The organism is Streptomyces sp. NPDC048337 (genome assembly GCF_043201175.1).
Classification (GTDB): Bacteria; Actinomycetota; Actinomycetes; order Streptomycetales; family Streptomycetaceae; genus Streptomyces.
Genome location: NZ_JBICYR010000029.1, coordinates 1 through 25,683, shown reverse-complemented (window position 1 = coordinate 25,683; position 25,683 = coordinate 1). Strand labels below are relative to the sequence as shown.

Here is a 25,683-nt window from a genome sequence, read left to right as displayed (position 1 = left end):
CCCTCCGGGAGTTGGTTTATTGTTTGTGTGGCGGCGCGCCTTTTTGTTTTGTGGTTGGTCGTTATTAAACTCCCATTACCCCACCCAGACACCCCGCGCCCCCCCGGGCGGGGGCCCCCCGCTTCTCGTTGTGCTCGACCCTCGGAACGGCCGAGCGTCCGCGGGGGCCGCTGCGGTACCCTGACGCCATGCGTGCCGTACGCCTTCTGCTTACCGAGCCGCGCTGAACAGTGCCGACCCTCAGAGACGGTCGGCATCGGCGCGGCGTCCCCTCCTGTGCGAGGGGTTTTTTCGTTTGGGCAGGCAGAGACGGCAGAGACGATCGATGGAGCTTCAGGAATCATGAGCGAGACGAACACCCCGGCCCCCGAGGCGGCCGAGGCGCACCGTTACACGGCTGCCATGGCCGCCGACATCGAGGCACGCTGGCAGGACGTATGGGACGCGCAGGGCACGTACGAGGCCCCGAACCCGACCGGTGACCTGGCCGGGGACGCCGCGGTCGTCGCACGGCCCAAGAAGTTCATCATGGACATGTTCCCGTACCCGTCCGGTGCGGGCCTGCACGTCGGCCACCCGCTGGGCTACATCGCCACCGACGTCTTCGCCCGTCACCAGCGGATGACCGGACACAACGTCCTGCACACCCTGGGCTTCGACGCCTTCGGCCTGCCGGCCGAGCAGTACGCCGTGCAGACCGGCACCCACCCGCGCGTGTCCACCGAGGCGAACATCGAGAACATGAAGGTCCAGCTGCGCCGGCTGGGCCTGGGCCACGACAAGCGCCGCTCGTTCGCGACGATCGACCCGGACTACTACAAGTGGACCCAGTGGATCTTCCTGCAGATCTACAACTCCTGGTACGACGCGGACGCCAAGAAGGCCCGCCCGATCGCCGAGCTGGTCGCCGCCTTCGAGAACGGCACCCGTGAGGTCCCCGGCGGCCGCGCCTGGGCCGGTCTGACCGCGGGCGAGCGGGCCGACGTACTGAACGAGTACCGGCTGGCGTACGCCTCGGACGCGCCCGTGAACTGGTGCCCCGGGCTGGGCACCGTGCTGGCCAACGAGGAGGTGACCGCGGACGGCCGCTCCGAGCGCGGCAACTTCCCGGTCTTCAAGTCGCGGCTGAGCCAGTGGAACATGCGGATCACCGCCTACGCGGACCGGCTGCTGGACGACCTGGACGAGCTGGACTGGCCCGAGGCCATCAAGCTGCAGCAGCGGAACTGGATCGGCCGCAGCGAAGGCGCGCGCGTCGACTTCGCGCTGGGCGACGAGGCCGTCACCGTCTTCACCACCCGCCCCGACACCCTGTTCGGCGCGACCTACATGGTCCTGGCGCCCGAGCACCCGCTGGTCGAGAAGTTCATCCCGGCCGCCTGGCCCGAGGGCACCCACGAGGTGTGGACCGGCGGGCACGCCACCCCGGCCGAGGCCGTCGCGGCGTACCGCGCGTTCTCCGCCGCCAAGTCGGACGTCGAGCGGCAGGCCGACGCCAAGGAGAAGACCGGCGTCTTCACCGGCGAGTACGCGGTCAACCCGGTCAGCGGCGCGAAGGTCCCGGTCTTCATCGCCGACTACGTGCTGATGGGCTACGGCACCGGCGCGATCATGGCGGTCCCGGCGCACGACGCCCGCGACTTCGAGTTCGCGCGCGCCTTCGAGCTGCCGATGCGCTGCGTCGTGCAGCCGTCGGACGAGCGCGGCACCGACCCGTCGACGTGGGACGACGCCTTCGTCTCGTACGACGGCAAGCTGGTCAACTCCTCGAACGAGGCCATCTCGCTGGAAGGCCTGGGCGTCGTCGAGGCCAAGGCCGCGATCACCGACTGGCTGGCCGAGCGCGGCATCGGCGAGGGCACGGTCAACTTCCGCCTGCGCGACTGGCTGTTCAGCCGCCAGCGGTACTGGGGCGAGCCCTTCCCGATCGTCTACGACGAGGACGGCGTCGCGCACCCGCTGCCCGCGTCGATGCTGCCGCTGGAGCTGCCGGAGGTCGAGGACTACTCGCCGCGCACCTTCGAGCCGGACGACGCCACCTCGAAGCCGGAGACCCCGCTGTCCCGCAACGAGGAGTGGGTCAACGTCGAGCTGGACCTGGGCGACGGCCGCGGCGTCCGCTCCTTCCGGCGCGAGACCAACACCATGCCCAACTGGGCCGGTTCCTGCTGGTACGAGCTGCGCTACCTGGACCCGAACAACGCCTCGGCGCTGGTCGACCCGGCCATCGAGCAGTACTGGATGGGGCCGCGCGAGGGCGCGCCGCACGGCGGTGTCGACCTGTACGTGGGCGGCGCGGAGCACGCGGTGCTGCACCTGCTGTACGCGCGCTTCTGGTCCAAGGTGCTGTTCGACCTGGGCCACGTGTCCTCGGCGGAGCCGTTCCACAAGCTGTTCAACCAGGGCATGATCCAGGCGTACGCCTACACCGACGAGCGCGGTGTGTACGTCCCGGCGGCCGAGGTCGAGGAGCGCGACCGCGCGTACTTCTACGACGGCCGGCAGGTCAAGCGCGAGCACGGCAAGATGGGCAAGTCCCTGAAGAACGCCGTGACGCCGGACGAGATCTGCGAGGAGTTCGGCGCGGACACCCTGCGCCTGTACGAGATGGCGATGGGGCCGCTGGACGTCTCGCGCCCGTGGGACACCCGCGCCGTGGTCGGCCAGTACCGGCTGCTGCAGCGCCTGTGGCGCAACATCGTGGACGAGGAGACCGGCGCCGTCACCGTCGTCGACGCAGAGCCGGGCGAGGACACCCTGCGCGCGCTGCACAAGGCGATCGACGGGGCCGGCGCGGACATGGCGGGGCTGCGGTTCAACACCGCCATCGCCAAGATCACCGAGCTGAACAACTTCCTGACCAAGGCGGGCCGCCCGCTGGAGCGCTCCGTCGCCGAGCGGCTGGTCCTGCTGATCGCCCCGCTGGCCCCGCACATCGCGGAGGAGCTGTGGCAGCGCCTGGGCCACCCCGAGTCGGTCGTCCACCAGGACTTCCCGGTCGCGGACCCGGCGTACGTCGTGGACGAGAGCGTGACGTGCGTGGTGCAGGTCAAGGGCAAGGTCAAGGCGCGGCTGGAGGTGGCGCCGTCGATCTCGGAGGCGGAGCTGGAGCAGCTGGCCGTGACCGATGAGGGCGTCGTCGCGGCGCTGGGCGGTGCGGAGATCCGCAAGGTGATCGTGCGTGCGCCGAAGCTGGTGAACATCGTCATCTGAGGTCGCCTGAGGTCGTCTGAGGTCGTCTGAGGTCATCCCCCATGGGGGAAGTCCCGTACGGGCAGGTTGGGGGTTCGATTGGAACCCCTGACCTGCCCGTGGCGTTTACGGTGGAGAGGACGGAGAAAGAGCTGCGGGGACTGGGGAAGGGGCACTCATGGAGGCCGCGTTGATCATCTTCGCGCTGATGGTGTTTGTCGCCATGGTGAGCCTGGGTGTGTTCGTGACCGTCAAGGCGGTGAAGGCGGCCAAGCGCGGAGTGGACCGGACGATCACGCAGGCCCGGCGGACGGTGGAGGACACCACGCTGAGGGCGAAGAGCCTCGGACAGGTCGGGGTCACGGCGGCGCTGGCGCAGCTGCGGCTGGACCTGCGGACGTCGATGCGGGCCACGCAGCAGGCGCTGTACGAGGGCGTCCGGGTGGATGCTTCGCTGCAGGAGTCCATCGCGCTGTTCGAGCGGCTGAGCGCCCACGGGCGCGAGCTGGACGAGGAGCTGAAGCGGCTGGAGCAGGAACCGGACCGCAAGCGGATCGCCGACAGCCTGCCCGACCTGCGCGAGCGCACCGCCAAGATCACGCAGTCGGCGGACTCGCTGCGCTGGGCAGCGCGCGACCGCGCCCGCCGCTTCGCGTCCGACGACCTGTCCGAGCTGTCGGCCCAGATCGAGGTCGAGTCGACCGCCCTGCGGGACTGGTCCCGCCCGTCGGTGGACGACCTGACGGCGCCTGCGGCGGCGCCGGCGTGGGACGCGGGACCGCAGCCGGCCGCTTTGAACCAGGCGACTCCGGCGACCCCGTACCCGTGGCAGAAGACGCCCCGTCCGGAGAGCACCACGTAGTTCCGGCGGCGCCGACACGTTCGGCCTCGCCGGCGTTCGGGGCGCGGGGGTCCGGGGGCGGAGCCGCCGCAAGCCCCGTCAGGGGGCCCCGGCTGCCGGAGCACCCCCACTGGCGGTAACCTCCGCCTCATGTCCCGCCATGTCGCCATCGTCACCGATTCCACGGCCTACCTGCCCCAACCGGCCATGGCGCGGCACGGAATCACCTCCGTCCCGCTCACCGTCGTACTCGGCGGCGAGGCACTGGAGGAGGGCACCGAGATCTCGGCGCGCAGCCTGGCCCTGGCCCTGCAGAAGCGCCGGTCGGTCACCACCTCGCGCCCCAGCCCGGAGGAGTTCGTACGGGCCTACCAGGCGGCCGTGGACGCCGGTGCGACCGGCATCGTGAGCCTGCACCTGTCCGCGGAGTTCTCCGGGACCTACGACGCCGCCGTGGTCGCCGCCAGGACCGCACCCGTGCCGGTCCGCGTCGTGGACACCGGCATGGTCGCGATGGCCCTCGGCTTCTGTGCGCTCGCCGCCGCCGAGGTGGCCGAGGCGGGCGGCTGCGTCGACGAGGCCGTGGCCGCCGCCGAGAAGCGGGCGGCCGACATGTCCGCGTACTTCTACGTCGACACCCTCGACTACCTGCGCCGTGGCGGCCGGATCGGCGCCGCCCAGGCCCTGCTCGGCTCCGCCCTGGCCGTGAAGCCGCTGCTCACGCTGGAGGGCGGGCGGATCGAGATGCTGGAGAAGGTGCGTACGGCCTCCAAGGCCATCGCCCGCCTGGAGGAGCTGGCCGTGGAACGCGCCGGGTCGGGCAGCGTCGACGTGGCGGTGCACCACCTCGCGGCCCCGGAGCGGGCCGACAAGCTCGCCCAGCGGTTGCGGGAGCGCATCCCCGGGCTGGTCGAGCTGCACGTCAGCGAGGTGGGCGCGGTGATCGGCGCGCACACCGGGCCGGGGCTGCTGGCGGCGGTCGTCTCGCCCCGCTGATCACCGGAACGGGTGGCCCGGTTGTCCACAACGGACTTGTCGTCCACCGGAATTGAGGGCTCCGAACGGCGGTCGGGAGGGGCCCCTACCGTCGTGGCATGACTCTTCGAACGCGTATCGCGCATCCGTCGGGCGCCACCAGCGGCCCGGGCCGTCCCCGACTTTCCGACAGCCGTCTCAGGCACCGCCGTGAGCGCCGCCGTCCCCATCCGGAGCCGGCCGCTGTGCGGCGCCGGGCCGAGGCCCTGCTGGGTGGCAGCGGTCCGCCCGGGACACCGCCGCCGCTGCGTGCGGTCCCGGTCGAGGTGACGTCCGGGGCCCCGCCCACGGAGGCGGCCGAGCCGTCCTCGGGGCTGTCCTCCGGGGCGGCGCGGAGGCTGGCGGTACGGGAACGGCTGCCGGTGTGGCTCCAGGCCCGCTGCGCGGTGGAGCCGCGCACGGTGGCCGCCGTGGGGGTGGTACTCGTCGCGGCGGTCGGGTTCGCGGCACAGCAGTACTGGACGGCCCGACCGCAGCCGGTGGCCCCGCCCGCGGTGCTCGCCCCCGGTGGGGTGTCCGTGACGGCACCGGCGTTCGCGGGGACGGGGGCCCCGCCAGGGACCGCCGGGACCGGCGGGCGGATCGTCGTCGACGTGAGCGGCAAGGTCCGGGACCCGGGCGTGCGGCGGCTGCCCGCCGGCTCGCGGGTCGAGGACGCGCTGGCCGCCGCCGGGGGAGTGCGGCCGGGCACGGACACCTCCGGGCTGAACCGGGCCCGGGTGCTGGTGGACGGCGAACAGGTGCTGGTGGGCGCCCCCGCGCAGCCCCCGCCGGGCGGGGCGGGGCCGAGCCCCGGCCCCGTCAGCCTCGGCACGGCCACGGTCGAGCAGCTGGACGGCCTGCCCGGGGTGGGACCGGTGCTGGCGCAGCACATCGTGGACTTCCGCACCGCGCGCGGGGGCTTCCGTTCCGTGGAGGAGCTCCGGCAGGTCAACGGCATCGGCGAGCGGCGCTTCGCCGACCTGCGCGCGCTGGTGCGGCCGTGAACCGCCCCGAGGGCCGGGGGCCGGTGGATCTGCGCCTGGTGGCGCCGGCCCTCGCGGCCTGGGCGGCGGCCGCCCTCGCCCTGGACGCACCGGCGGGCTGGAGCGCCGCCGGGGCGGGCCTGGGTGTGGTCGTGGCCGGGCTGCTGATGGCGGCCGGGGGCGGGCGTCCGGGGCCGCTGTGGAAGATCGCCCCGGCGGCCGCCGCGGCCCTGCTGTGCGCGGCCGCCGGGGCCGGGGTGGCCGGGCTCCAGCGGGCCGAGGCGCGGGCCGGACCCGTCGCCGGGCTGGCCCGGGACCATGCCCGCGTCCACGCGGAGCTCACCGTCGGCTCCGACCCGCGGGTGCCGGTCCCCCGCGGCGGCAGCGGGCCGCCGCTGGTGGTGCTGGACGCGGTGGTGACCCGGGTGACCGGGCCCGACGGGGCGCGGACCCGCGTCGAGACCCCGGTACGAGTGCTCGCCGCGCACCCCGGATGGGCCCGGCTGCAGCCCTCCACCCGGGTCGCCGTGGACGCCCGGCTGGCCCCGGCGCGGAGCGGGGAGCGGGCCGGGGTGCTGCTGCGCCCGGCCGGTGACACCCCGCCCGAGGTGACCGGCGGCCCGGATCCCGCGCAGCGGTTCGCCGGACGGTTGCGGGCCGGGCTGCGCGAGGCCACCGAGGGGCTCGCGCCGGACGCCGGGGCCCTGCTGCCGGGGCTGGTCGTCGGGGACACCTCCAGGGTGCCGCCGGACCTGCACGAGGCCTTCCGGGCCACCGATCTGCTGCACCTGCTGGCCGTCTCCGGATCCAACCTGACCGTGGTGCTGTTCCTGCTCATCGGGCCCCCGGCCCGCGCACAGCAGGCCGAGCGGGGCGGGCTGGCACCGCGGCTCGGGCTCTCGCTGCGGGCGACCGCCGTGTGCGGGGCGGCCCTGACGTCGGCCTTCGTGGTGGTGTGCCGGCCGGAGCCCAGCGTGCTGCGGGCCGCGGCCTGCGGCGCCGTCACCCTGCTGGCCATCGCCACCGGGCGGCGCAGATCCCTGATCCCGGCCCTGGGCGCCGCCGTGCTGCTCCTCGTCCTCTACGACCCGTGGCTGGCCCGCAGTCACGGCTTCCTGCTCTCGGTCCTGGCCACCGGGGCCCTGCTCACCCTCGCGCCCCGGTGGAGCGAAGCCCTGCGGCGGCGCGGCATGCGGCCCCGGCTCGCCGAGGCCCTGGGGGCGGCCGCGGCCGCCCAGGCGGTGTGCGCGCCCGTGGTGGCCGTGCTCGCCGCCCGGGTCAGCCTGGTGGCGGTGCCGTGCAACCTGCTGGCCGAGCTGGCGGCGGGTCCGGCGACCGTGCTCGGCTTCGCGACGCTCGCGGCCGCCCCGGTGTGGATGCCGGCCGCGCGGGTGCTCGCCTGGTGCGCCGGGGTGCCGGCCGGGTGGATCGCCGCCGTGGCACGGGCCGGGGCGCGGCTGCCGGGAGCGGAACTGTCCTGGCCGGGCGGGCTCACCGGCGGGCTGCTGCTGGCCGCCGCCACCGCGGCCCTTGTCGGCCTCGGCGCCCGGTTCGGCCGGCGGCGGTGGGTCTGCGCAGCCCTCGCGGTACTGCTGCTCCTCGTCGTCCTGCGGCCGCCACAGCTCACCCGTACGCTCACCGGCTGGCCCCCGCCCGACTGGAGCTACGTGCAGTGCGCCGTGGGCCAGGGGGGACGCCGCCGTACTCTCCGTCGGCCCGGGCGAGGCCCTCGTGGTGGACACCGGTCCCGACCCAGGCCCGGTGGACTCCTGCTTGAGATCCCTGGGGGTGCGCCGGGTGCCGATGCTTCTGCTGACGCACTTTCACGCCGACCACGTGGGCGGTCTGTCAGGGGTGCTGCGGGGCCGGTCCGTGGGTGTGATTCAGGCCACCGCGCTGGAAGAGCCGCAGGGGCAGGCGGAGTTCGTCCGCCGGACCGCGGCGGCCGCCGGCGTACCCGTCGTGCGGGCGGCCGCGGGGGAGCGGAGGCGAGCCGGTCCGCTGGAGTGGGAGGTGCTCTGGCCGCGCCGGGACGCACCGCCGCCGGAAGGGCCCAACGACGCCAGCGTGGCTCTGCTGGTGCGCGGCGCGGGCGTGACGCTGCTGCTGCTCGGCGACCTCGAACCGCCAGCGCAGCAAGCCCTGTTGAGGGACCATCCGGAACTGGGTCCGGTGGACGTCCTCAAGGTCGCGCACCACGGCTCCGCACACCAGGACCCCGTGCTGCTCGCCCGGATCCGGCCCCGGCTCGCGCTCGTCCCGGTCGGCGCGGGCAACCGCTACGGGCACCCCGCACCCGGTACGCTCACCCGGCTGCGGGCGTTGGGGGCGACCGTGCTGCGCACCGACACCGACGGCTCGATCGCGGTCACCGGAAGCGGCCCGGGGATGCGGGCGGTTCCGGCCAACCGGCGGCGGAGCAGGCGCGGGCATACCGGGCGCGACCGCTCTGTTTGCCCCCGACCCGACAGCATGATCGAATGCGTCTTCGCCAGAACGGTCCAAGTCCACACAGCACGGGGGTGCATCAGCCATGTTCGGTCGCCGACGGGGGATGGAGACGGCCGGAAGTCCCAGCCCACAGACATCCGCGACACTGACACTGCCGCCGACGGCACGGCTGCTCAGCTGCCGTGTCCTCGACACCGTCCACCAGCCGATCCGCCAGGCCGCGTTCGAGGTGACCGACCCGATCGGCCGCCGGATCGTCAGCGGCGAGACCGACCCGTACGGCGGGTTCACGGCGGCCGTGCCGGAGGGGGAGTACCGGCTCTCGGTCACCGCGGAGGGGTACGCGCCCTTCCACGGGGCGACGCTCGTGGGGGACCCGGCGCAGCCCGGCACCGGGGAGATCATCCTGGACGCGGTGGAACCGCCGCGGCTGCCGCAGCCCGGTCACTGGGAGCTCGACCCGACGCACTCGTCCATCGGTTTCACGGCCCGGCACATCGGGTTCGCCCGGATCCGCGGCCGCTTCAACACCTTCGCGGGCGCGGTGCGGATAGCCGACCGCATGGAGGACTCCTCCATGCATGTGATCATCGACGCGGCGAGCATCGACACCGGGGTGCGCAGGCGCGACGACCATCTGAGGTCGGCGGACTTCCTGGACGCGGTCCGGCACCCGACGGTGGAGTTCTACAGCGAACGCTTCATCCACCGCAGCGGCAGCCGCTGGGCCGTCGCCGGCGCCCTGACCCTCCACGGGGTCAGCCGCTCGGTCACCCTGGACACCCGGTACCTGGGGCTCGGCACGGGCCTGGAGGGCGAGCCGCGGGCCGCCTGCCGGGCCACCGCCGAACTGCAGCGCGAGGACTTCACCCTGAACTGGCAGTCGATGCTGGCCCACGGGATCGCGGCGGTCGGTTCGAGCGTGGCAGTGACGCTGGACGTCCAGATCGTCCACAAGGCCTGAGGCTAGGGAGCCTCCAGCCACCCCTCGTACTCGGCGGCGAGGGCGTCCAGGGCGGTGGTGTCGAGCCGTTCCCGCGGGTCCTCGACGACCACCAGCCACTGGGCGTCCTCGGCGTCGTCCTCGCCGGCGAGGGCGTCGCGGACCAACTGCGGCTCCTCGGGGAGGCCGAAGCGGTCGACGACCTCCTGGGCCACCTCCTCGGCGGCGTCGCGGTCGGGCAGGACGAGTACATGTCGCACGTTCACGCGACCATTCTCGATCATCCGGTGAGGGGGGCCGCGGCGCGGGGGGTTGTCAGTGCGGCGTGGGATGCTGGATCCGATGGCCACCAGGAAGAACTCAACCGACGATCCGCTCGCCCCGCTCACCCTCGCGGTGGGGCAGGAGGACCTGCTGCTCGACCGTGCCGTGCGGGAGGTGGTGGCGGCCGCCCGCGCCGCCGACCCCGACACGGACGTCCGCGACCTCGCCTCCGAGCAGCTCCAGCCCGGCACGCTGGCGGAGCTCACGAGCCCCTCGCTCTTCTCCGAGCGCAAGGTCCTGATCGTGCGCAATGCCCAGGACCTGTCCGCGGACACGGTCAAGGAGGTGAAGGCGTACCTCGACGCGCCCTACGAGGAGATCATCCTCGTCCTCCTCCACGCGGGCGGGGCCAAGGGCAAGGGCCTGCTGGACGCGGCGCGGAAGGCGGGCGCCCGGGAGGTCGCCTGCCCGAAGATGACGAAGCCGGCGGACCGGCTGGCCTTCGTGCGGGGAGAGTTCCGCACGCTGGGCCGGTCGGCGACCCCGGAGGCGTGCCAGACCCTCGTCGACGCGATCGGCAGCGACCTGCGGGAGCTGGCGAGCGCGGCGGCGCAGCTGTGCGCGGACGTCGAGGGCACGATCGACGAGGCCGTGGTCGGCCGCTACTACACGGGGCGGGCGGAGGCCTCCAGCTTCACGGTCGCCGACCGGGCGGTCGAGGGGCGGGCGGCGGAGGCTCTGGAGGCCCTGCGCTGGTCGCTGTCCACCGGGGTGGCGCCGGTCCTGATCACCAGCGCGCTGGCCCAGGCCGTGCGCGCGATCGGCAAGCTGGCCTCCGCCCCGCGCGGTGCCCGCCCGGGCGACCTTGCCCGGGACCTGGGGATGCCGCCGTGGAAGATCGACCGGGTCCGCCAGCAGATGCGGGGCTGGTCGGCGGACGGCGTCGCGGACGCCCTGCGCGCCGTGGCCGCCGCCGACGCGGGAGTGAAGGGCGGCGGTGACGACCCCGAGTACGCCCTGGAGAAGGCGGTCGTGGCCGTGGCCCGCGCCGCCCGCCCCCAGCGCCGCTAGCCTCCGCGGTCCGAGCAGCACGAAGGCCCCGTCCGCCACCCTGGGGAAGGGTGGCGGCCGGGGCCTTCGGTCACTGCTCTGGTTGCACCGCACCCGCGTGGCGAACGCGGCCGAATGCGGTGCGGGGTGCCGGTCAGGAGCGGGAGAGAGGGCCCGCTGGATCCCTATCCGGCGATCACATCAGGGAGCTCAGCCCTGCAGGGAGGCAACCTTGGAGGCCAGCGCCGACTTCTTGTTGGCGGCGGCGTTCTTGTGGATGACACCCTTCGAGACAGCCTTGTCGAGCGCACGCGCGGCGGCGCGGGAAGCCACGGTGGCCTTCTCGACGTCACCGGCGAGGACGGCCTCGCGGGCCTTGCGGATCGCGGTCTTGAGAGCAGACTTGACGGCCTTGTTGCGCAGGCGCGCCTTCTCGTTCGTCTTGTTCCGCTTGATCTGGGACTTGATGTTCGCCACGAAAGAGCCTTTTCAGGTTCAGAGTTTTGTTTCGGATCGTGCCTCGACAGCTGAGAGGGCATACGAGACACAGCTGCCCAGGCTACCAGGCACGCTCCCGGCGGCCCAAACCGAGCGCACTGCCCCGTCCATGGGACCATGGGAGCCTGCGTACAGATCCGACATCGCGCCGACGAAGGCGACGAGATCCGAACTTTCGCTCCGAGCTTCGTTCCGACTGCGACCCGAGAATCAGGACACTGCGTGCCCGCGATCCCCAGCCACGTGCCCGAGCCGAGCCGTACCGACCCGGCGCTGATCCGCAATTTCTGCATCATCGCGCACATCGACCACGGCAAGTCGACCCTTGCCGACCGGATGCTCCAGCTCACCGGTGTGGTCGACCAGCGGCAGATGCGCGCCCAGTACCTCGACCGCATGGACATCGAGCGTGAGCGAGGCATCACGATCAAGTCCCAGGCGGTCCGGTTGCCCTGGGCTCCCACCACGGGCGAGGGTCAGGGCAGCACTCACATCCTCAACATGATCGACACCCCCGGGCACGTCGACTTCACCTACGAGGTATCGCGCTCCCTCGCCGCGTGCGAGGGCACGATCCTCCTGGTGGACGCCGCCCAGGGCATCGAGGCGCAGACCCTCGCCAACCTGTACCTGGCGATGGAGAACGACCTCGCGATCGTCCCGGTCCTGAACAAGATCGACCTGCCGGCCGCCCAGCCGGAGAAGTTCGCCGAGGAGCTCGCGAACCTGGTCGGCTGCGACCCCGACGACGTGCTGCGCGTCTCCGCGAAGACCGGCATGGGCGTCGACGCCCTGCTGGACAAGGTCGTCGCCACCGTCCCGGCCCCGGTCGGCGTCAAGGACGCCCCGGCCCGCGCCATGATCTTCGACTCGGTCTACGACTCGTACCGCGGTGTGGTCACCTACGTCCGTGTGGTCGACGGCCAGCTCAACAAGCGCGAGCGCATCAGGATGATGTCCACCGGCGCCACCCACGAGCTGCTGGAGATCGGTGTCTCCTCGCCCGAGATGACCCCGGCCGACGGCATCGGCGTCGGCGAGGTGGGCTACATCATCACCGGCGTGAAGGACGTCCGTCAGTCCAAGGTCGGTGACACGATCACCAGCCTGAACAACGGCGCGACCGAGGCCCTCGGCGGCTACAAGGACCCGAAGCCGATGGTCTTCTCGGGCCTGTACCCGCTCGACGGCTCGGACTACCCGGACCTGCGCGAGGCCCTGGACAAGCTGCAGCTCAACGACGCCGCGCTCGTCTACGAGCCGGAGACCTCCGCCGCGCTCGGCTTCGGCTTCCGCGTCGGCTTCCTCGGCCTGCTCCACCTGGACGTGGTCCGCGAGCGCCTGGAGCGCGAGTTCGGCCTCGACCTGATCGCCACCGCTCCCAACGTGGTCTACCGGGTGGTCATGGAGGACGGCAAGGAAGTCACCGTCACCAACCCGAGCGAGTTCCCCGAGGGCAAGATCTCGGACGTGTTCGAGCCGGTCGTACGGGCCACCGTGCTCGCGCCCACCGAGTTCATCGGCGCGATCATGGAGCTGTGCCAGCAGCGCCGCGGCACGCTCCTCGGCATGGACTACCTCTCCGAGGACCGCGTCGAGATCCGCTACACCCTCCCCCTCGCTGAGATCGTCTTCGACTTCTTCGACCAGCTGAAGTCCAAGACGCGCGGCTACGCCTCCCTCGACTACGAGCCCACCGGCGAGCAGTCCTCCAGCCTGGTCAAGGTCGACATCCTGCTGCACGGCGACAAGGTCGACGCCTTCTCCGCCGTCTGCCACAAGGACGCCGCCTACGCCTACGGCGTGCGCCTGGTCGCCAAGCTGCGCGAGCTCATCCCGCGGCAGGCCTTCGAGGTGCCGGTCCAGGCCGCGATCGGCTCCCGCGTCATCGCCCGCGAGACCATCCGCGCCATCCGCAAGGACGTCCTCGCCAAGTGCTACGGCGGTGACATCTCCCGTAAGCGGAAGCTGCTGGAGAAGCAGAAGGAAGGCAAGAAGCGCATGAAGATGGTCGGCTCCGTGGAGGTCCCGCAGGAGGCCTTCATCGCCGTCCTCTCCAGCGACGAGTCCGGCGGCAAGAAGAAGTAGCCGCTCCACTCGTAGACGAAATCAGGCCCCCGCGCGGACGCGCGGGGGCCTCTTTCGTTATGAATCGGCCGCTCGCGGGCTCTTACGTACCAGGCGGAGGGCACCTACTCTGATCACGGTTCGATGGTTACTCGCCAGTTACAAGACCCTGAATGACAGCCCCTGCCGCTGGTCCGGAGGACGTCCGTGAGCGACACACAGACCTTGATCGAGAACCGCCCGCCCACCGTGGCGGCCCTCTTCCTTGAGCGCGTCGCCGCCACGCCGCATGCGGAGGCGTACCGGTTCCCCGTCCCGGCGGCCGGCGGTCAGGGCCCCGACGACTGGAAGTCGCTGAGCTGGGGCCAGGCGGCCGAGCGGGTCTTCGCCATCGCCGCCGGTCTGATCGACCTCGGCCTCGGCCCGGAGGAGCGGGTCGCGCTCGCCTCCAACACCCGCGTCGAGTGGATCCTCGCCGACCTCGGCGTCATGTGCGCCGGCGGCGCGGTCACCACCATCTACCCGAGCACGAACGCGGAGGAATCGGCGTTCATCCTCGCCGACTCCGAGAGCCGGGTGCTCATCGCCGAGGACGGCAAGCAGCTGGCGAAGGCGCGCGAGCGCCGCGCCGACCTGCCGCACCTCGCCCACGTGGTGGTCGTGGAGGCGGCCGACGCGATCGCCGAGGACGGCGACCCCGAGGGCTGGGTGCTCTCCCTCGCCGACCTGGAGAAGCGCGGCGCGGAGTACCTCGCCAAGCACCCCGAGGCCGTCAAGGAGCGGATCGCGGCCATCACCGCCGACCAGCTCGCCACCCTCATCTACACCTCGGGCACCACCGGCCGCCCCAAGGGCGTCCGGCTGCCGCACGACAACTGGTCGTACATGGCCAAGGCCACCGTCGCCACCGGCCTGATCACCAAGGACGACGTCCAGTACCTGTGGCTGCCGCTGGCCCACGTCTTCGGCAAGGTGCTGACCTCCGGGCAGATCGAGGTCGGGCACGTGACCGCCGTCGACGGCCGCATCGACAAGATCATCGAAAACCTGCCGGTCGTGCAGCCCACGTACATGGCGGCCGTCCCGCGCATCTTCGAGAAGGTCTACAACGGCGTGGCCGCCAAGGCGCGGGCCGGCGGCGGGGCCAAGTACAAGATCTTCCAGTGGTCGGTGGGCGTGGCCCGCGAGTACGCCAAGGTCACCCAGGACAACTTCCGCCGCACCGGCCAGGCCACCGCCCCCTTCGGCCTCGCCACCAAGCACAAGATCGCCGACGCGCTCGTCTACTCCAAGCTGCGCGAGGCTTTCGGCGGCAACCTGCGCGCCGCCGTCTCCGGCGCCTCCGCCCTGGCCCCCGAGATCGGCTACTTCTTCTCCGGCGCGGGCATCCACATCCTGGAGGGCTACGGTCTGACCGAGTCCAGCGCCGCCTCCTTCGTCAACCCGGGCGAGGCCTACCGCACCGGCACGGTCGGCAAGCCGCTCCCCGGCACCGAGGTCCGCATCGCCGACGACGGCGAGGTCCTGCTGCGCGGCCCCGGCATCATGCAGGGCTACCACGGGCAGCCGGAGAAGACCGCCGAGGTCCTGGAGTCCGACGGCTGGCTGCACACCGGTGACATCGGCGAGCTGTCGGCCGACGGCTACCTGCGGATCACCGACCGCAAGAAGGACCTGATCAAGACCTCGGGCGGCAAGTACGTCGCCCCGGCCGAGATCGAGGGCCAGTTCAAGGCGATCTGCCCGTACGTGTCGACCATCGTCGTGCACGGGGCCGACCGGAACTTCTGCTCGGCCCTGATCGCGCTCGACGAGCCGTCGATCATGGGCTGGGCGGCCGAGAACGGCCTGGAGGGCAAGACGTACGGACAGGTCCTCGCGGCGCCGGAGACCAACCGCCTGATCGAGACGTACGTACAGACCCTGAACGAGGGGCTCCAGCGCTGGCAGACGGTGAAGAAGTTCCGGATCCTGCCGCGCGACCTCGACGTGGAGCACGGTGACCTCACCCCCAGCCTCAAGCTGAAGCGCCCGGTCGTCGAGCGCGAGTTCAAGCACCTCATCGAGGAGATGTACGAGGGCTCCCGGGAGGCGTAGCCCCCGGCCCGGCCCGGGGCGTAAACGACCATGGGGCAGTGCGGGACAATGGCGGTATGCCTTCCGCACTGCCCGATGGGGAACCCATGCCCGAGGACGGGTCGCTGCCGTCGCACGCCCTGGTGGGGGCGGGGGACCGGCCGCTCGGGTTCTACCTGCACGTCCCGTACTGCGCCACGCGCTGCGGGTACTGCGACTTCAACACCTACACGGCCACCGAGCTGCGGGGTACCGGCGGTGTGCTCGCCTCCCGGGAGAACTACGCCGACACCCTGATCGACGAGGTCAGGCTGGCGCGGAAGGTGCTCGGGGACGACCCGCGGGAGGTCAGGACCGTGTTCGTCGGCGGCGGCACGCCCACGCTGCTGCCCGCCGGGGACCTCGTACGGATGCTCGCGGCGATCCGGGACGAGTTCGGGCTGGCCGAAGACGCCGAGGTGACCACCGAGGCCAACCCGGAGTCCGTGGATCCGCGGTACCTGGCCGAGCTGCGGGCCGGCGGCTTCAACCGGATCTCCTTCGGCATGCAGAGCGCCCGGCAGCACGTCCTGAAGGTGCTGGACCGCACGCACACCCCCGGACGGCCCGAGGCGTGCGTCGCGGAGGCCCGGGCGGCGGGCTTCGAGCACGTGAACCTCGACCTGATCTACGGCACGCCCGGGGAGTCCGACGAGGACTGGCGGGCCTCGCTGGACGCCGCGCTCGGCGCCGGCCCCGACCACATCAGCGCCTACGCGCTGATCGTGGAGGAGGGCACCCAGCTCGCCCGCCGGATCCGCCGCGGCGAGGTCCCGATGACCGACGACGACGTGCACGCCGACCGGTACCTGATCGCCGACGAGGTCATGGCGGACGCCGGCTTCCACTGGTACGAGGTCTCGAACTGGGCCACCTCGGAGGCCGGCCGCTGCCTGCACAACGAGCTGTACTGGCGCGGCGCCGACTGGTGGGGCGCGGGCCCCGGCGCCCACTCGCACGTGGGCGGGGTCCGCTGGTGGAACGTCAAGCACCCGGGCGCCTACGCGGCGGCGCTGGCCGAGGGCCGCTCCCCGGGCGCGGGCCGCGAGCTCCTCTCCGAGGAGGACCGCCGGGTCGAGCGGATCCTGCTGGAGCTGCGCCTGGTGGACGGGGTGCCGCTGTCGCTGCTCGCGCCGGCCGGGCTCGCGGCGTCCCGCCGGGCCCTGGCCGACGGGCTGCTGGAGGCCGCGCCGTACGAGGCCGGCCGGGCCGTGCTCACCCTGCGGGGCCGGCTGCTCGCCGACGCCGTGGTCCGGGACCTGGTCGACTGACCAGGTCCCGAGGGGCCGCTCAGCCCGGGTAGTTCTCCCGCCAGGGCTGGTAGTACGGGTTGTCCTGGCACTCGTTCATGATCTCGATCTTCAGCACCTTGTCGACCGGGCAGACCGCGACGATGAAGGAGCGTTCGATACCGCCCGGGAAGGCCACCTCGACCTGCGAGGCGTACTTGTGGGTGTCCCCGATGGTCTTGTTGACGTCCACCCCGCCCGGGGCGTCGATGTAGTAGTTCCAGCCGCTCTTCCACCACGTCTTGTACAGGTCGTGGTCGTAGGTCGTGGAGACGTACGGGGAGGGCTGGTTGACCAGGACGTACTTCTCGACGTCGTACTGCCCGTTGAGCGTGTCCTTGGGGTGGAAGCCCTCCGCGAACACGATCGACGGCGGACGGCTGTCGGAGCGGTAGAGCTGCTTGCAGTTCGTGCGCCAGGACGGGGTCGGGGTGATGCGCCCCACCTCCGCCCGCTGGTCCGCGGCGGCGAACAGGCGGTCCTGGATGAGCGGGCAGGAGTTCGCCGGAGCGGCGTGCGCGGCGTGCGCAGCCTGGGCGGGGGAGGTGGCCGAGGCGGTGGTGGAGGCGGCGGGCAGCAGGGCGGCGGCGAGCGCGGTCGCGACGAGGACGATCCGCTTCCGCGGGGCAAAGGTGATCATGAAGCCCAGCCCAGCCTTGCGGCGCGCGCCGCGGTGATTACGCAACGTCACTCGAAGGTGAGCGTGTCCCTGCCGGAGGCGGCTCGGGCTTGACGGATCGCTCGCCGGGGTGAATCCGGGCGGAACACGGGAGCACGTGTCTACGCTGGTCCCTAGGCTGCGAGCCGTAAGCGACGGCGGCAGAACACGGAGGACCACGGAGATGACCGCTGTGGATGATCGCCGGATGACCGAGTACTTCGGGAGCTTCGAGCCTCCCGAGGGGGTCAAGGTAGAGCTCCTCAGGGGGGAAATCGTGATGATGGCGGGGCCGGACGTGGTCCACAACCTGATCGTCATGTTCGTCCAGCGGCAGATCCCCGTGGGGCGCTGGTATCCGCTCCAGACGCAGGACGTGGACATCCCGGCCGAGTCGTCCGAGCCGCAGCCGGACCTCGTCGTTCTGCCGGCCGAGGCCGCGCCGGATTCGGGTCGTCTGCTGCCCGCCGGAACCTTGGCCGCGGTGGTCGAGGTCGTCTCCAAGACCAGCAAGCTGCGCGACTACGTGACGAAGCGCTCCATCTACGCGGCGGGTGGCATCCCCACGTATCTGATCATCGACCCCTTCCAGGCCAAGTGCGTGGTGCTCACCGAGCCGTTCGGTGCGGGGGAAGAGGCCGACTATCGAACCGAGCGGACCAGCAAGTTCGGCGAGCCTTTGCCGCTCGACGTGCTCGGCGTCACCCTCGACACCACGGAGTTCGGCACCCTGCCGTAGCCCGGTCAGGGGGCCGTCACGAAGTCGATCAGCTCCTCGACGCGGCCCAGCAGGGTCGGCTCCAGGTCCTTGTACGAGGTCACCCGGGACAGGATGTGCTGCCAGGCTGCCCCCGTGTTCTCCGGCCAGCCCAGTGCCCGGCAGACGCCCGTCTTCCAGTCCTGGCCGCGCGGGACCACCGGCCACGCCGGGATGCCCAGGGCCGACGGCTTCACCGCCTGCCAGACGTCGATGTACGGGTGGCCCACGATCAGGACGTCCCCCGAGGTCACCGAGGCCGCGATGCGGGATTCCTTCGAGCCCGGGACGAGGTGGTCCACCAGGACGCCCAGACGGGCGTCCGGGCCCGGGGCGAAGTCGGCGACGATGGCCCGGAGGTCGTCGATGCCCTCCAGGTACTCCACCACCACGCCCTCGATGCGCAGGTCGTCACCCCAGACCCGCTCCACCAGCTCCGCGTCGTGGCGGCCCTCGACGTAGATCCGGCCCGCCCGCGCCACCCGCGCCCGAGCCCCGGGGACGGCGATCGACCCGGAGGCGGTGCGGGCCGGGGCGGCCGGCGCCCGCGACGGGCGGACCAGGGTGACGACCGCCCCGTCCAGCAGGAAGCCGCGGGGCTCCATCGGGAATACCCGCCGCTTGCCGAAACGGTCCTCCAGGGTCACCGTGCCCGCCTCGCAGGCCACCACCGCGCCGCAGAAGTCCGTACCGGCCACCTCGACCACCAGATCGGGCTCGGCCGCCACCTCCGGCACGGCCCTGGGGCGCTTCCACTGCGGGGTCAGGTCGGGGGAGTACTCGCGCATCCGGCCGAGCGTAGGAGAGGCGCGCCGATCACGCCTACGACACGCCGAAACGGGCCGCCAGTGTGGCGCGTTGCGCACGCACGAAGCCCGCGTCGACCACCGCTCCGTGACCCGGCACGTACAGCGCGTCCTCCCCGCCCAGCGACAGCAGCCGGTCCAGGGCGGCGGGCCACTGCCGAGGCATGGCGTCCGGGCCCGCCTGCGGCTCCCCGGACTCCTCCACCAGGTCCCCGCAGAACACCGCCTCGCGCTCGCCCGGCACGAAGACGGCCAGGTCGTGCCCGGTGTGCCCCGGCCCCACGTTCGCCAGCAACACCTGCACCCCGCCCAGGTCCAGCGTCCACTCGCCCGACACCAGGTGCTTCGGCGGCACCAGCAGGTCCACCGCCTCCGCGGCCTCCGCCTCCGCCAGGCCGTGGCGTGCCGCGTCCCCGCGCAGCTCCTCACCGCCCGTCGACAGCAGCGCGTCCAGCCCGACCGCGCCGTAGAACTCCGCGCCCGCGAAGGCGGCCCCGCCCAGGACATGATCGAAATGGCCGTGCGTGAATGCGATATGGGTCACGTGCCGGCCCGCCAGCCGCTCCGCCTCGGCCCGCACCCCGGCGCCCTCGCGCAGGCACGAACCGGGATCGATCAGGAGTGCCGACTCGTCCCCCACCACCAGCCCCACCGTGCAATCCCACACCGGGAGCCGCCTGCGGCCGGTCCGCCCGGTCAGCCGTTCCCAGCCCGCCTCTTCCCAACGCACGTCCATGCCGCGACGCTACCCTGGCGGGCCTCCCTTGCCAGGGTCTTACTACCCGGCCGTACACTGAGCGGGGGATCTCTGGCACTCGAACGATCCGAGTGCCAATGCCCACGGAAACGAACCAAGGCAACGGACCACAGCTGGAGGTGTGCGCGATGCTCAGCGAACGCAGACTCGAAGTGCTGCGCGCCATCGTCCAGGACTACGTCGGGACGGAGGAGCCGGTCGGCTCCAAGGCGCTCACCGAGCGGCACCGCCTCGGCGTCTCGCCCGCCACCGTGCGCAACGACATGGCCGTGCTGGAGGAGGAGGGCTACATCGCCCAGCCCCACACCAGCGCCGGCCGGATCCCCACCGACAAGGGCTACCGCCTCTTCGTCGACAAGCTGGCGGGGGTCAAACCGCTGTCGACGCCCGAGCGCCGGGCCATCCAGAACTTCCTCGACGGCGCCGTCGACCTCGACGACGTCGTCGGCCGCACCGTGCGGCTGCTCGCGCAGCTCACCCGGCAGGTCGCGGTCGTCCAGTACCCCTCGCTGACGCGCTCCACCGTGCGCCACGTCGAGCTGCTGTCGCTGGCCCCGGCCCGGCTGATGCTCGTCCTGATCACGGACACGGGCCGCGTCGAGCAGCGGCTGGTCGACTGTCAGGCGCCCTTCGGCGAGGCCTCGCTCGCGGATCTGCGGGCCCGGCTCAACAGCCGGGTCGTCGGCCGCCGTTTCACCGATGTCCCCCCGCTCGTCCAGGACCTCCCCGAATCCTTCGAGGCCGAGGACCGCGGCACCGTCTCCACCGTGCTCGCGACGCTCCTCGAAACCCTGGTCGAGGAAGCCGAGGAGCGGCTGATGATCGGCGGTACCGCCAATCTCACGCGCTTCGGACACGATTTTCCCCTGACGATCAGGCCGGTGCTCGAAGCGCTGGAGGAGCAGGTCGTGCTCCTCAAGCTGCTCGGCGAGGCCAACGAGTCGGGGATGGCTGTGAAGATCGGGCATGAGAATGCCTATGAAGGACTGAACTCCACGTCCGTGGTGTCGGTCGGTTACGGTTCGGGCGGCGAAACAGTCGCCAAGCTCGGCGTGGTCGGACCGACCCGCATGGACTACCCCGGAACGATGGGAGCGGTACGCGCAGTGGCACGTTACGTCGGACAGATCCTGGCGGAGTCGTAAGTGGCCACGGACTATTACGCCGTTCTCGGCGTGCGCCGCGACGCATCGCAGGATGAGATCAAGAAGGCATTCCGGCGGCTCGCGCGCGAGCTGCACCCGGATGTGAACCCCGATCCCAAGACGCAAGAGCGTTTCAAGGAGATCAACGCCGCCTACGAGGTCCTCTCGGACCCGCAGAAGAAGCAGGTCTACGACCTCGGCGGCGACCCGCTGTCCTCCTCGGGCGGTGGCGGCGGAGCGGGCGGCTTCGGGGCGGGCGGCTTCGGCAACTTCTCCGACATCATGGACGCCTTCTTCGGGCAGGCCTCGCAGCGCGGCCCGCGCTCGCGGACCCGGCGCGGCCAGGACGCCATGATCCGCCTGGACCTGGAGCTGGACGAGGCGGCCTTCGGGACCACCAAGGACATCCAGGTCGACACGGCCGTCGTCTGCACCACCTGCTCCGGCGAGGGCGCCGCCCCCGGCACCTCCGCGCAGACCTGTGACATGTGCCGCGGCCGCGGTGAGGTCTCGCAGGTCACCCGGTCCTTCCTGGGCCAGGTCATGACCTCGCGCCCCTGCCCCCAGTGCCAGGGCTTCGGCACCGTGGTTCCGACCCCGTGCCCCGAGTGCGCGGGCGACGGCCGGGTCCGCTCCCGCCGCAGCCTCACGGTCAAGATCCCGGCCGGCGTCGAGAACGGCACCCGGATCCAGCTCGCGGGCGAGGGCGAGGTCGGCCCCGGCGGCGGCCCCGCCGGCGACCTGTACGTGGAGATCCACGAGCTGTCCCACCCGACCTTCCAGCGGCGCGGGGACGACCTGCACTGCACGGTGACCATCCCCATGACGGCCGCGGCCCTGGGCACCAAGTGCCCGCTGGAGACGCTGGACGGCATGGAGGAGATCGACATCCGGCCCGGTACCGGTTCGGGGCAGTCGATCCCGCTGCACGGGCGCGGCGTCACGCACCTGCGGGGCGGCGGGCGCGGCGACCTGATCGTCCACGTCGAGGTCACCACCCCGACCAAGCTGGACGCCCAGCAGGAGGAACTGCTGCGCCAGCTGGCCAAGCTGCGCGGCGAGGAGCGGCCGATGGGCCAGTTCGCTCCGGGGCAGCAGGGTCTGTTCAGCCGTCTGAAGGACGCGTTCAACGGCCGCTGACCGGCACGGGATCCGATCGCCGAGCCCGGCCGGGGGACGCCCCCGGCCGGGCTCGGCGCATCCGTTCCGGCCACGCCGGGAAGCGGACTATGCCAGGCGAATGCCGTGATTCGGTCCCCTGAGCGGGACATGGCACGATGCAGTCCATGTCCTCCGCACCGAACGGTCTCTCCCCCCACCCGATCGTGCAGGCTCCCATGGCGGGCGGCGCCTCCTGTCCGCCCCTCGTCGCCGCCGTGTGCGAGGCGGGCGGACTGGGCTTCCTGGCCGGCGGCTACAAGACCGCCGACGGCATGTACCAGGAGATCAAACGGGTACGCGCGCTCACCCGGCGCGCCTTCGGCGTGAACCTCTTCATGCCGCAGACCGGTTACGTGGACCCGGCCGCCGTGGAGGCGTACCGCGGGCAGCTGGCCGGCGAGGCCCGCTGGTACGACGTGTCCCTCGCCGACGAGGACATCATCGGCACCAGCGACGACGGCTACGACGCCAAGATGGCCATCCTCCTGGAGGACCCGGTCCCGGTCGTCTCCTTCACCTTCGGCTGCCCCACGCCCGCGGCCCTCGCCGCCCTGCGCAAGGCCCGTACGTACACCGTCGTCACCGTGACCTCCGTCGAGGAGGCCCGCGCCGCTCAGGAGGCGGGCGCCGACGCCGTCTGCGTCCAGGGCGTGGAGGCCGGCGGCCACCAGGGCACCCACCGGGACGATCCGCAGGCCGACGGCACGGCGGCCGTGGGCCTGCTCGCGCTGGTGGCCCAGGTACGGGAGGCGGTGGCCCTCCCGATCATCGCCTCGGGCGGCCTCATGCGGGGCTCGCAGATCGCCGCGCTGCTGGCGGCGGGCGCGGAGGCGGCCCAGCTCGGGACCGCCTTCCTGGCCTGCCCCGAGTCGGGCGCGGACCCGCTGCACAAGAAGGCGCTGACGGACCCGCTGTTCGTACGAACCGAGCTGACCCGGGCCTTCTCCGGGCGGCCCGCGCGGGGGCTGGTGAACCGCTTCATGCGGGAGCACGGGCCCTATGCCCCGGCCGCCTACCCTCAGATCCACCACCTGACCGCGGGGCTGCGCAAGGCGGCCGCCGCGGCCGGCGACCCGCAGGGCATGGCCCTGTGGGCGGGCCAGGGGCACCGGATGGCGCGGACGCTGCCGGCGGGGGAGCTGGTGGAGGTGCTGGCGGCGGAAGTGGCCGAGGCACAGAGCACGTTGAAGGCAAGACAGATGAGGAGTGCGTCATGACCGCCCCGGTGTTCGTGGTCAAAGAGGTCCCGGCGGGACCGGAGTTCGTCCTGGACGGCCCGGAGGGCCGGCACGCGGTGTCCGTGAAGCGGCTGAACCCCGGTGAGGACGTGGTCCTCACCGACGGGCGCGGCCACTGGACGGAGGGCGTGGTCAAGGCCGCCGAGGGCAAGGACCGGCTGGTAGTCATGGACCTGCACGCCATCGAGGAGGAGCCGGAGCCCGCGGTCCGCATCACGGTGGTCCAGGCCCTCCCCAAGGGCGACCGCGGCGAGTTGGCCGTCGAGACCATGACCGAGACGGGCGTGGACGCGATCGTGCCGTGGCAGGCCTCGCGCTGCATCACGCAGTGGCGCGGCGACCGCGGGGCCAAGTCCCTGGCCAAGTGGCGGGCCACGGCCCGGGAGGCGGGCAAGCAGTCCCGACGCGTCCGCTTCCCGGAGGTGGCCGAGGCCATGTCCACGAAGCAGGTGGCGGCGCTGCTGGCCGGCGCCGATCTGGCGATGGTCCTCCACGAGGACCGCGACACCCCCTCCGAGGCGCTGGCCACGGCCGAACTGCCCGCCGCGGGCTCCGTGGTGCTGGTGGTCGGCCCCGAGGGCGGGGTCTCCCCGGAGGAGCTGACCGTCTTCGCCGAGGCGGGGGCCCACCCCTACCGCCTGGGCCGCTCGGTGCTGCGCACCTCCACGGCCGGCACCGCCGCCACGGCGGTCCTCCTGGCCCGCACGGGCCGCTGGTCCTGACCCCCTACCACCACGTCCCGCACCGCGCGCCTCGGCCCTGCCGGGCCGGTCCCGCGGCCCGGCAGCCGGCACCGGACGGCTCGGTCCTGGTGGGGTGGTCCCGTGGGTCGCGCCGGGCGGGACCCGGGCCGGGCCCGACCTGACCGCGCGCCCGCCGCAGGCGATCGGCTGGATACGATGCCCCGACCGATCACCTTACGAGAGGCAATGCAATGGCCGGGGAACCGCAGGCCGACTGCCTGTTCTGCAAGATCGTCACGGGGGCCATCCCGGCGACGGTGGTCCGGGAGACCGAGACGACCGTCGCCTTCCGGGACATCAACCCGCAGGCGCCCACGCACGTGCTCGTCATCCCCAAGGTGCACTACCCCGACGCGGCCTCCCTCGCCGCCGCCGAGCCGGCCGTCGTCGCCGACATACTGACCGAGGCCGGGCGGATCGCCGCCGACGAGAAGATCGACGACCACGGTTACCGCGTCGTGTTCAACACCGGCCCCGGCGCCGGCCAGACCGTCTTCCACGCCCACCTGCACGTCCTCGGCGGCCGCGGCCTCCAGTGGCCCCCCGGATAGTCCGTGTCCGTACGCGAATTCGTGGTGCTGGGCACCGCCAGCCAGGTGCCCACCCGCCACCGCAACCACAACGGCTACCTGCTCCGCTGGGACGGCGAGGGCATCCTCTTCGACCCGGGCGAGGGCACCCAGCGCCAGATGCTGCGCGCCGGGGTGGCCGCGCACGACATCAACCGGATCTGCGTCACGCACTTCCACGGCGACCACAGCCTCGGGCTCGCCGGGGTGATCCAGCGGATCAACCTCGACCGGGTCCCGCACCCGGTCACCGCGCACTACCCGGCCTCCGGGCAGAAGTTCTTCGACCGGCTCCGGTACGCGACGGCCTACCGGGAGACGGTGATCATCGACGAGGAGCCGGTGGCCGACGACGGGCCGCTGGCCCGCGGGACCTCGTACGTCCTGGAGGCGCGGCGGCTCTCGCACCCGGTGGAGTCCTTCGGCTACCGGCTCACCGAGCCAGACGGGCGCCGGATACTGCCCGAACTGCTCGCGCGGCACGGGATCAAGGGGCCGGACGTCGGCCGGATCCAGCGGGACGGCGAACTGGACGGGGTCACGCTGGAAGAGGTCAGCGAGCCGAAGCCGGGGCAGCGGTTCGCGTTCGTGATGGACACCCGGCTCTGCGAGGGCGTGCACGCGCTGGCGGAGGGCTGCGACATGCTGGTGATCGAGTCGACGTTCCTCGACGAGGACGCGCAACTGGCCACCGACCACGGGCACCTCACCGCAGGGCAGGCGGCGCGGGTGGCGCGGGACGCGGGCGTCCGGCACCTGGTGCTGACGCACTTCTCGCAGCGGTACTCCGACCCGGGGGAGTTCGAACGGCAGGCGCGGGGGGCGGGGTTCGAGGGGGAGCTGACGGTGGCGGCGGACTTGGTCCGCGTGCCGATGCCGAAGCGGGCCCCCTAGCCGGGGGCTGCGCGGGGGCCGGGGCCGGTCCCTGGCGGGGGCTTCGCGGGGGTCGGGGCCGGTTCCCTGGCCGGGGGTTCGGCCGGTCTTCTGGCGGGGGCTTCGCGGGGGCCGGGGCCGGTTCCCTGGCCGGGAGCTCGGACGATCCCTTGGCGGGGGCTTCGTGGGGGTCCCGGCCCCGGGTCGGGGGGGGGGAGGACCTCGCGGAGCTCAACATCGAACCCCACAAAAACGTCCGAACCCAC

General features: G+C 72.4%; 21 protein-coding genes and 1 pseudogene. 17 read left to right on the top strand and 5 right to left on the bottom strand.

Going from position 1 to position 25,683, the window contains the following annotated elements:
* Positions 1-342: 342 nt before the first annotated feature.
* The 6 genes and pseudogenes from leuS to ACGFYU_RS32905 all read left to right on the top strand — a co-directional run bounded on the left by leuS (position 343) and on the right by ACGFYU_RS32905 (position 9,448).
* Positions 343-3,213, top strand: coding sequence for a leucine--tRNA ligase (gene leuS / locus ACGFYU_RS32930; protein ID WP_393830968.1), 2,871 nt, complete (start codon positions 343-345; stop codon positions 3,211-3,213).
* A gap of 157 nt (positions 3,214-3,370) precedes the next feature.
* Positions 3,371-4,054, top strand: coding sequence for a hypothetical protein (locus tag ACGFYU_RS32925; RefSeq protein ID WP_393830967.1), 684 nt, complete (start codon positions 3,371-3,373; stop codon positions 4,052-4,054).
* A 129-nt stretch (positions 4,055-4,183) separates the two neighbouring features.
* Entirely contained in the window at positions 4,184-5,029 is an 846-nt protein-coding gene (locus tag ACGFYU_RS32920; protein WP_393830966.1) for a DegV family protein, read from the top strand.
* Between the two features lie 98 nt (positions 5,030-5,127).
* A complete protein-coding gene (locus ACGFYU_RS32915; RefSeq protein WP_393830965.1) occupies positions 5,128-6,054 on the top strand; it encodes a helix-hairpin-helix domain-containing protein in 927 nt (308 codons plus the stop codon).
* A 146-nt stretch (positions 6,055-6,200) separates the two neighbouring features.
* Positions 6,201-8,433, top strand: a pseudogene (locus ACGFYU_RS32910) (ComEC/Rec2 family competence protein); the annotation flags it as partial.
* A gap of 133 nt (positions 8,434-8,566) precedes the next feature.
* Positions 8,567-9,448, top strand: coding sequence for a YceI family protein (locus tag ACGFYU_RS32905; protein ID WP_393830964.1), 882 nt, complete (start codon positions 8,567-8,569; stop codon positions 9,446-9,448).
* 2 nt (positions 9,449-9,450) lie between these two features.
* Here ACGFYU_RS32905 and ACGFYU_RS32900 read toward each other — a convergent pair whose 3' ends face one another.
* Positions 9,451-9,711, bottom strand: coding sequence for a hypothetical protein (locus tag ACGFYU_RS32900; RefSeq protein ID WP_393830963.1), 261 nt, complete (start codon positions 9,709-9,711; stop codon positions 9,451-9,453).
* 58 nt (positions 9,712-9,769) lie between these two features.
* On the opposite strand from ACGFYU_RS32900, the gene holA reads away from it, so the two are divergent.
* Positions 9,770-10,762: a DNA polymerase III subunit delta gene (holA, locus tag ACGFYU_RS32895; protein WP_393830962.1), complete on the top strand. Its 993-nt coding sequence runs from the start codon at positions 9,770-9,772 to the stop codon at positions 10,760-10,762.
* A gap of 189 nt (positions 10,763-10,951) precedes the next feature.
* Here the strand turns inward: holA and rpsT are convergent, their stop codons facing one another.
* Positions 10,952-11,218, bottom strand: a complete 267-nt coding sequence (rpsT, locus tag ACGFYU_RS32890; protein WP_393830961.1) for a 30S ribosomal protein S20 — start codon at positions 11,216-11,218, stop codon at positions 10,952-10,954.
* Positions 11,219-11,461: 243 nt separating this feature from the next.
* On the opposite strand from rpsT, the gene lepA reads away from it, so the two are divergent.
* The 3 genes from lepA to hemW all read left to right on the top strand — a co-directional run bounded on the left by lepA (position 11,462) and on the right by hemW (position 16,692).
* Positions 11,462-13,327, top strand: a complete 1,866-nt coding sequence (gene lepA, locus ACGFYU_RS32885) for a translation elongation factor 4 (RefSeq protein WP_393830960.1) — start codon at positions 11,462-11,464, stop codon at positions 13,325-13,327.
* Positions 13,328-13,513: 186 nt separating this feature from the next.
* Positions 13,514-15,403 carry an AMP-dependent synthetase/ligase gene (locus ACGFYU_RS32880; protein ID WP_393830959.1) on the top strand — a complete coding sequence of 630 codons (1,890 nt, stop codon included), beginning with the start codon at positions 13,514-13,516 and terminating at the stop codon, positions 15,401-15,403.
* A 56-nt stretch (positions 15,404-15,459) separates the two neighbouring features.
* On the top strand, positions 15,460-16,692 hold the full coding sequence (gene hemW / locus ACGFYU_RS32875; protein ID WP_393830958.1) for a radical SAM family heme chaperone HemW: 1,233 nt from the start codon (positions 15,460-15,462) through the stop codon (positions 16,690-16,692).
* Between the two features lie 19 nt (positions 16,693-16,711).
* Here the strand turns inward: hemW and ACGFYU_RS32870 are convergent, their stop codons facing one another.
* The gene (locus tag ACGFYU_RS32870) at positions 16,712-17,350 is read right to left on the bottom strand and encodes an ADP-ribosyltransferase (protein ID WP_393830957.1); all 639 of its coding nucleotides are present in this window, start codon (positions 17,348-17,350) and stop codon (positions 16,712-16,714) included.
* A 226-nt stretch (positions 17,351-17,576) separates the two neighbouring features.
* On the opposite strand from ACGFYU_RS32870, the gene ACGFYU_RS32865 reads away from it, so the two are divergent.
* Positions 17,577-18,107 (top strand): Uma2 family endonuclease, encoded by a 531-nt coding sequence (locus ACGFYU_RS32865; RefSeq protein WP_393830956.1) that lies wholly within the window; start codon positions 17,577-17,579, stop codon positions 18,105-18,107.
* 5 nt (positions 18,108-18,112) lie between these two features.
* Here the strand turns inward: ACGFYU_RS32865 and ACGFYU_RS32860 are convergent, their stop codons facing one another.
* Together ACGFYU_RS32860 and ACGFYU_RS32855 are read right to left on the bottom strand one after the other, a co-directional pair.
* Positions 18,113-18,913: a DUF3097 domain-containing protein gene (locus ACGFYU_RS32860; protein ID WP_393830955.1), complete on the bottom strand. Its 801-nt coding sequence runs from the start codon at positions 18,911-18,913 to the stop codon at positions 18,113-18,115.
* A 34-nt stretch (positions 18,914-18,947) separates the two neighbouring features.
* The gene (locus ACGFYU_RS32855; protein WP_393830954.1) at positions 18,948-19,667 is read right to left on the bottom strand and encodes an MBL fold metallo-hydrolase; all 720 of its coding nucleotides are present in this window, start codon (positions 19,665-19,667) and stop codon (positions 18,948-18,950) included.
* Positions 19,668-19,816: 149 nt separating this feature from the next.
* Here ACGFYU_RS32855 and hrcA point away from each other — a divergent pair, with 149 nt between their 5' ends.
* From hrcA to ACGFYU_RS32825, 6 genes are all read left to right on the top strand, one after another.
* Positions 19,817-20,833 (top strand): heat-inducible transcriptional repressor HrcA, encoded by a 1,017-nt coding sequence (hrcA, locus tag ACGFYU_RS32850; protein WP_393830953.1) that lies wholly within the window; start codon positions 19,817-19,819, stop codon positions 20,831-20,833.
* The gene (gene dnaJ, locus ACGFYU_RS32845; protein WP_382646403.1) at positions 20,834-21,973 is read left to right on the top strand and encodes a molecular chaperone DnaJ; all 1,140 of its coding nucleotides are present in this window, start codon (positions 20,834-20,836) and stop codon (positions 21,971-21,973) included.
* Positions 21,974-22,119: 146 nt separating this feature from the next.
* Positions 22,120-23,211: a nitronate monooxygenase gene (locus tag ACGFYU_RS32840; RefSeq protein ID WP_393830952.1), complete on the top strand. Its 1,092-nt coding sequence runs from the start codon at positions 22,120-22,122 to the stop codon at positions 23,209-23,211.
* Positions 23,208-23,954 carry a 16S rRNA (uracil(1498)-N(3))-methyltransferase gene (locus tag ACGFYU_RS32835; RefSeq protein ID WP_393830951.1) on the top strand — a complete coding sequence of 249 codons (747 nt, stop codon included), beginning with the start codon at positions 23,208-23,210 and terminating at the stop codon, positions 23,952-23,954. The genes ACGFYU_RS32840 and ACGFYU_RS32835 overlap by 4 nt, the downstream gene beginning before the upstream one ends.
* A gap of 212 nt (positions 23,955-24,166) precedes the next feature.
* Complete coding sequence (locus tag ACGFYU_RS32830) at positions 24,167-24,526, top strand: histidine triad nucleotide-binding protein (protein ID WP_382646394.1); 360 nt, start codon at positions 24,167-24,169, stop codon at positions 24,524-24,526.
* Between the two features lie 3 nt (positions 24,527-24,529).
* Positions 24,530-25,438 carry a ribonuclease Z gene (locus ACGFYU_RS32825; RefSeq protein WP_393830950.1) on the top strand — a complete coding sequence of 303 codons (909 nt, stop codon included), beginning with the start codon at positions 24,530-24,532 and terminating at the stop codon, positions 25,436-25,438.
* Positions 25,439-25,683: the final 245 nt, after the last annotated feature.

What these genes read in the sequence shown, in the direction of transcription:
- ACGFYU_RS32905 (WP_393830964.1), top strand. Translation starts at nt 8,567, where the DNA reads ATGTTCGGTCGCCGACGGGGGATGGAGACGGCCGGAAGTCCCAGCCCA.
- ACGFYU_RS32855 (WP_393830954.1), bottom strand. Translation starts at nt 19,667, where the DNA reads ATGGACGTGCGTTGGGAAGAGGCGGGCTGGGAACGGCTGACCGGGCGG.
- ACGFYU_RS32870 (WP_393830957.1), bottom strand. Translation starts at nt 17,350, where the DNA reads ATGATCACCTTTGCCCCGCGGAAGCGGATCGTCCTCGTCGCGACCGCG.
- ACGFYU_RS32835 (WP_393830951.1), top strand. Translation starts at nt 23,208, where the DNA reads ATGACCGCCCCGGTGTTCGTGGTCAAAGAGGTCCCGGCGGGACCGGAG.
- holA (WP_393830962.1), top strand. Translation starts at nt 9,770, where the DNA reads ATGGCCACCAGGAAGAACTCAACCGACGATCCGCTCGCCCCGCTCACC.
- ACGFYU_RS32860 (WP_393830955.1), bottom strand. Translation starts at nt 18,913, where the DNA reads ATGCGCGAGTACTCCCCCGACCTGACCCCGCAGTGGAAGCGCCCCAGG.
- ACGFYU_RS32865 (WP_393830956.1), top strand. Translation starts at nt 17,577, where the DNA reads ATGACCGAGTACTTCGGGAGCTTCGAGCCTCCCGAGGGGGTCAAGGTA.
- ACGFYU_RS32925 (WP_393830967.1), top strand. Translation starts at nt 3,371, where the DNA reads ATGGAGGCCGCGTTGATCATCTTCGCGCTGATGGTGTTTGTCGCCATG.
- hrcA (WP_393830953.1), top strand. Translation starts at nt 19,817, where the DNA reads ATGCTCAGCGAACGCAGACTCGAAGTGCTGCGCGCCATCGTCCAGGAC.
- ACGFYU_RS32830 (WP_382646394.1), top strand. Translation starts at nt 24,167, where the DNA reads ATGGCCGGGGAACCGCAGGCCGACTGCCTGTTCTGCAAGATCGTCACG.
- ACGFYU_RS32840 (WP_393830952.1), top strand. Translation starts at nt 22,120, where the DNA reads ATGTCCTCCGCACCGAACGGTCTCTCCCCCCACCCGATCGTGCAGGCT.
- ACGFYU_RS32920 (WP_393830966.1), top strand. Translation starts at nt 4,184, where the DNA reads ATGTCCCGCCATGTCGCCATCGTCACCGATTCCACGGCCTACCTGCCC.
- hemW (WP_393830958.1), top strand. Translation starts at nt 15,460, where the DNA reads ATGCCTTCCGCACTGCCCGATGGGGAACCCATGCCCGAGGACGGGTCG.
- leuS (WP_393830968.1), top strand. Translation starts at nt 343, where the DNA reads ATGAGCGAGACGAACACCCCGGCCCCCGAGGCGGCCGAGGCGCACCGT.
- ACGFYU_RS32900 (WP_393830963.1), bottom strand. Translation starts at nt 9,711, where the DNA reads ATGATCGAGAATGGTCGCGTGAACGTGCGACATGTACTCGTCCTGCCC.
- ACGFYU_RS32915 (WP_393830965.1), top strand. Translation starts at nt 5,128, where the DNA reads ATGACTCTTCGAACGCGTATCGCGCATCCGTCGGGCGCCACCAGCGGC.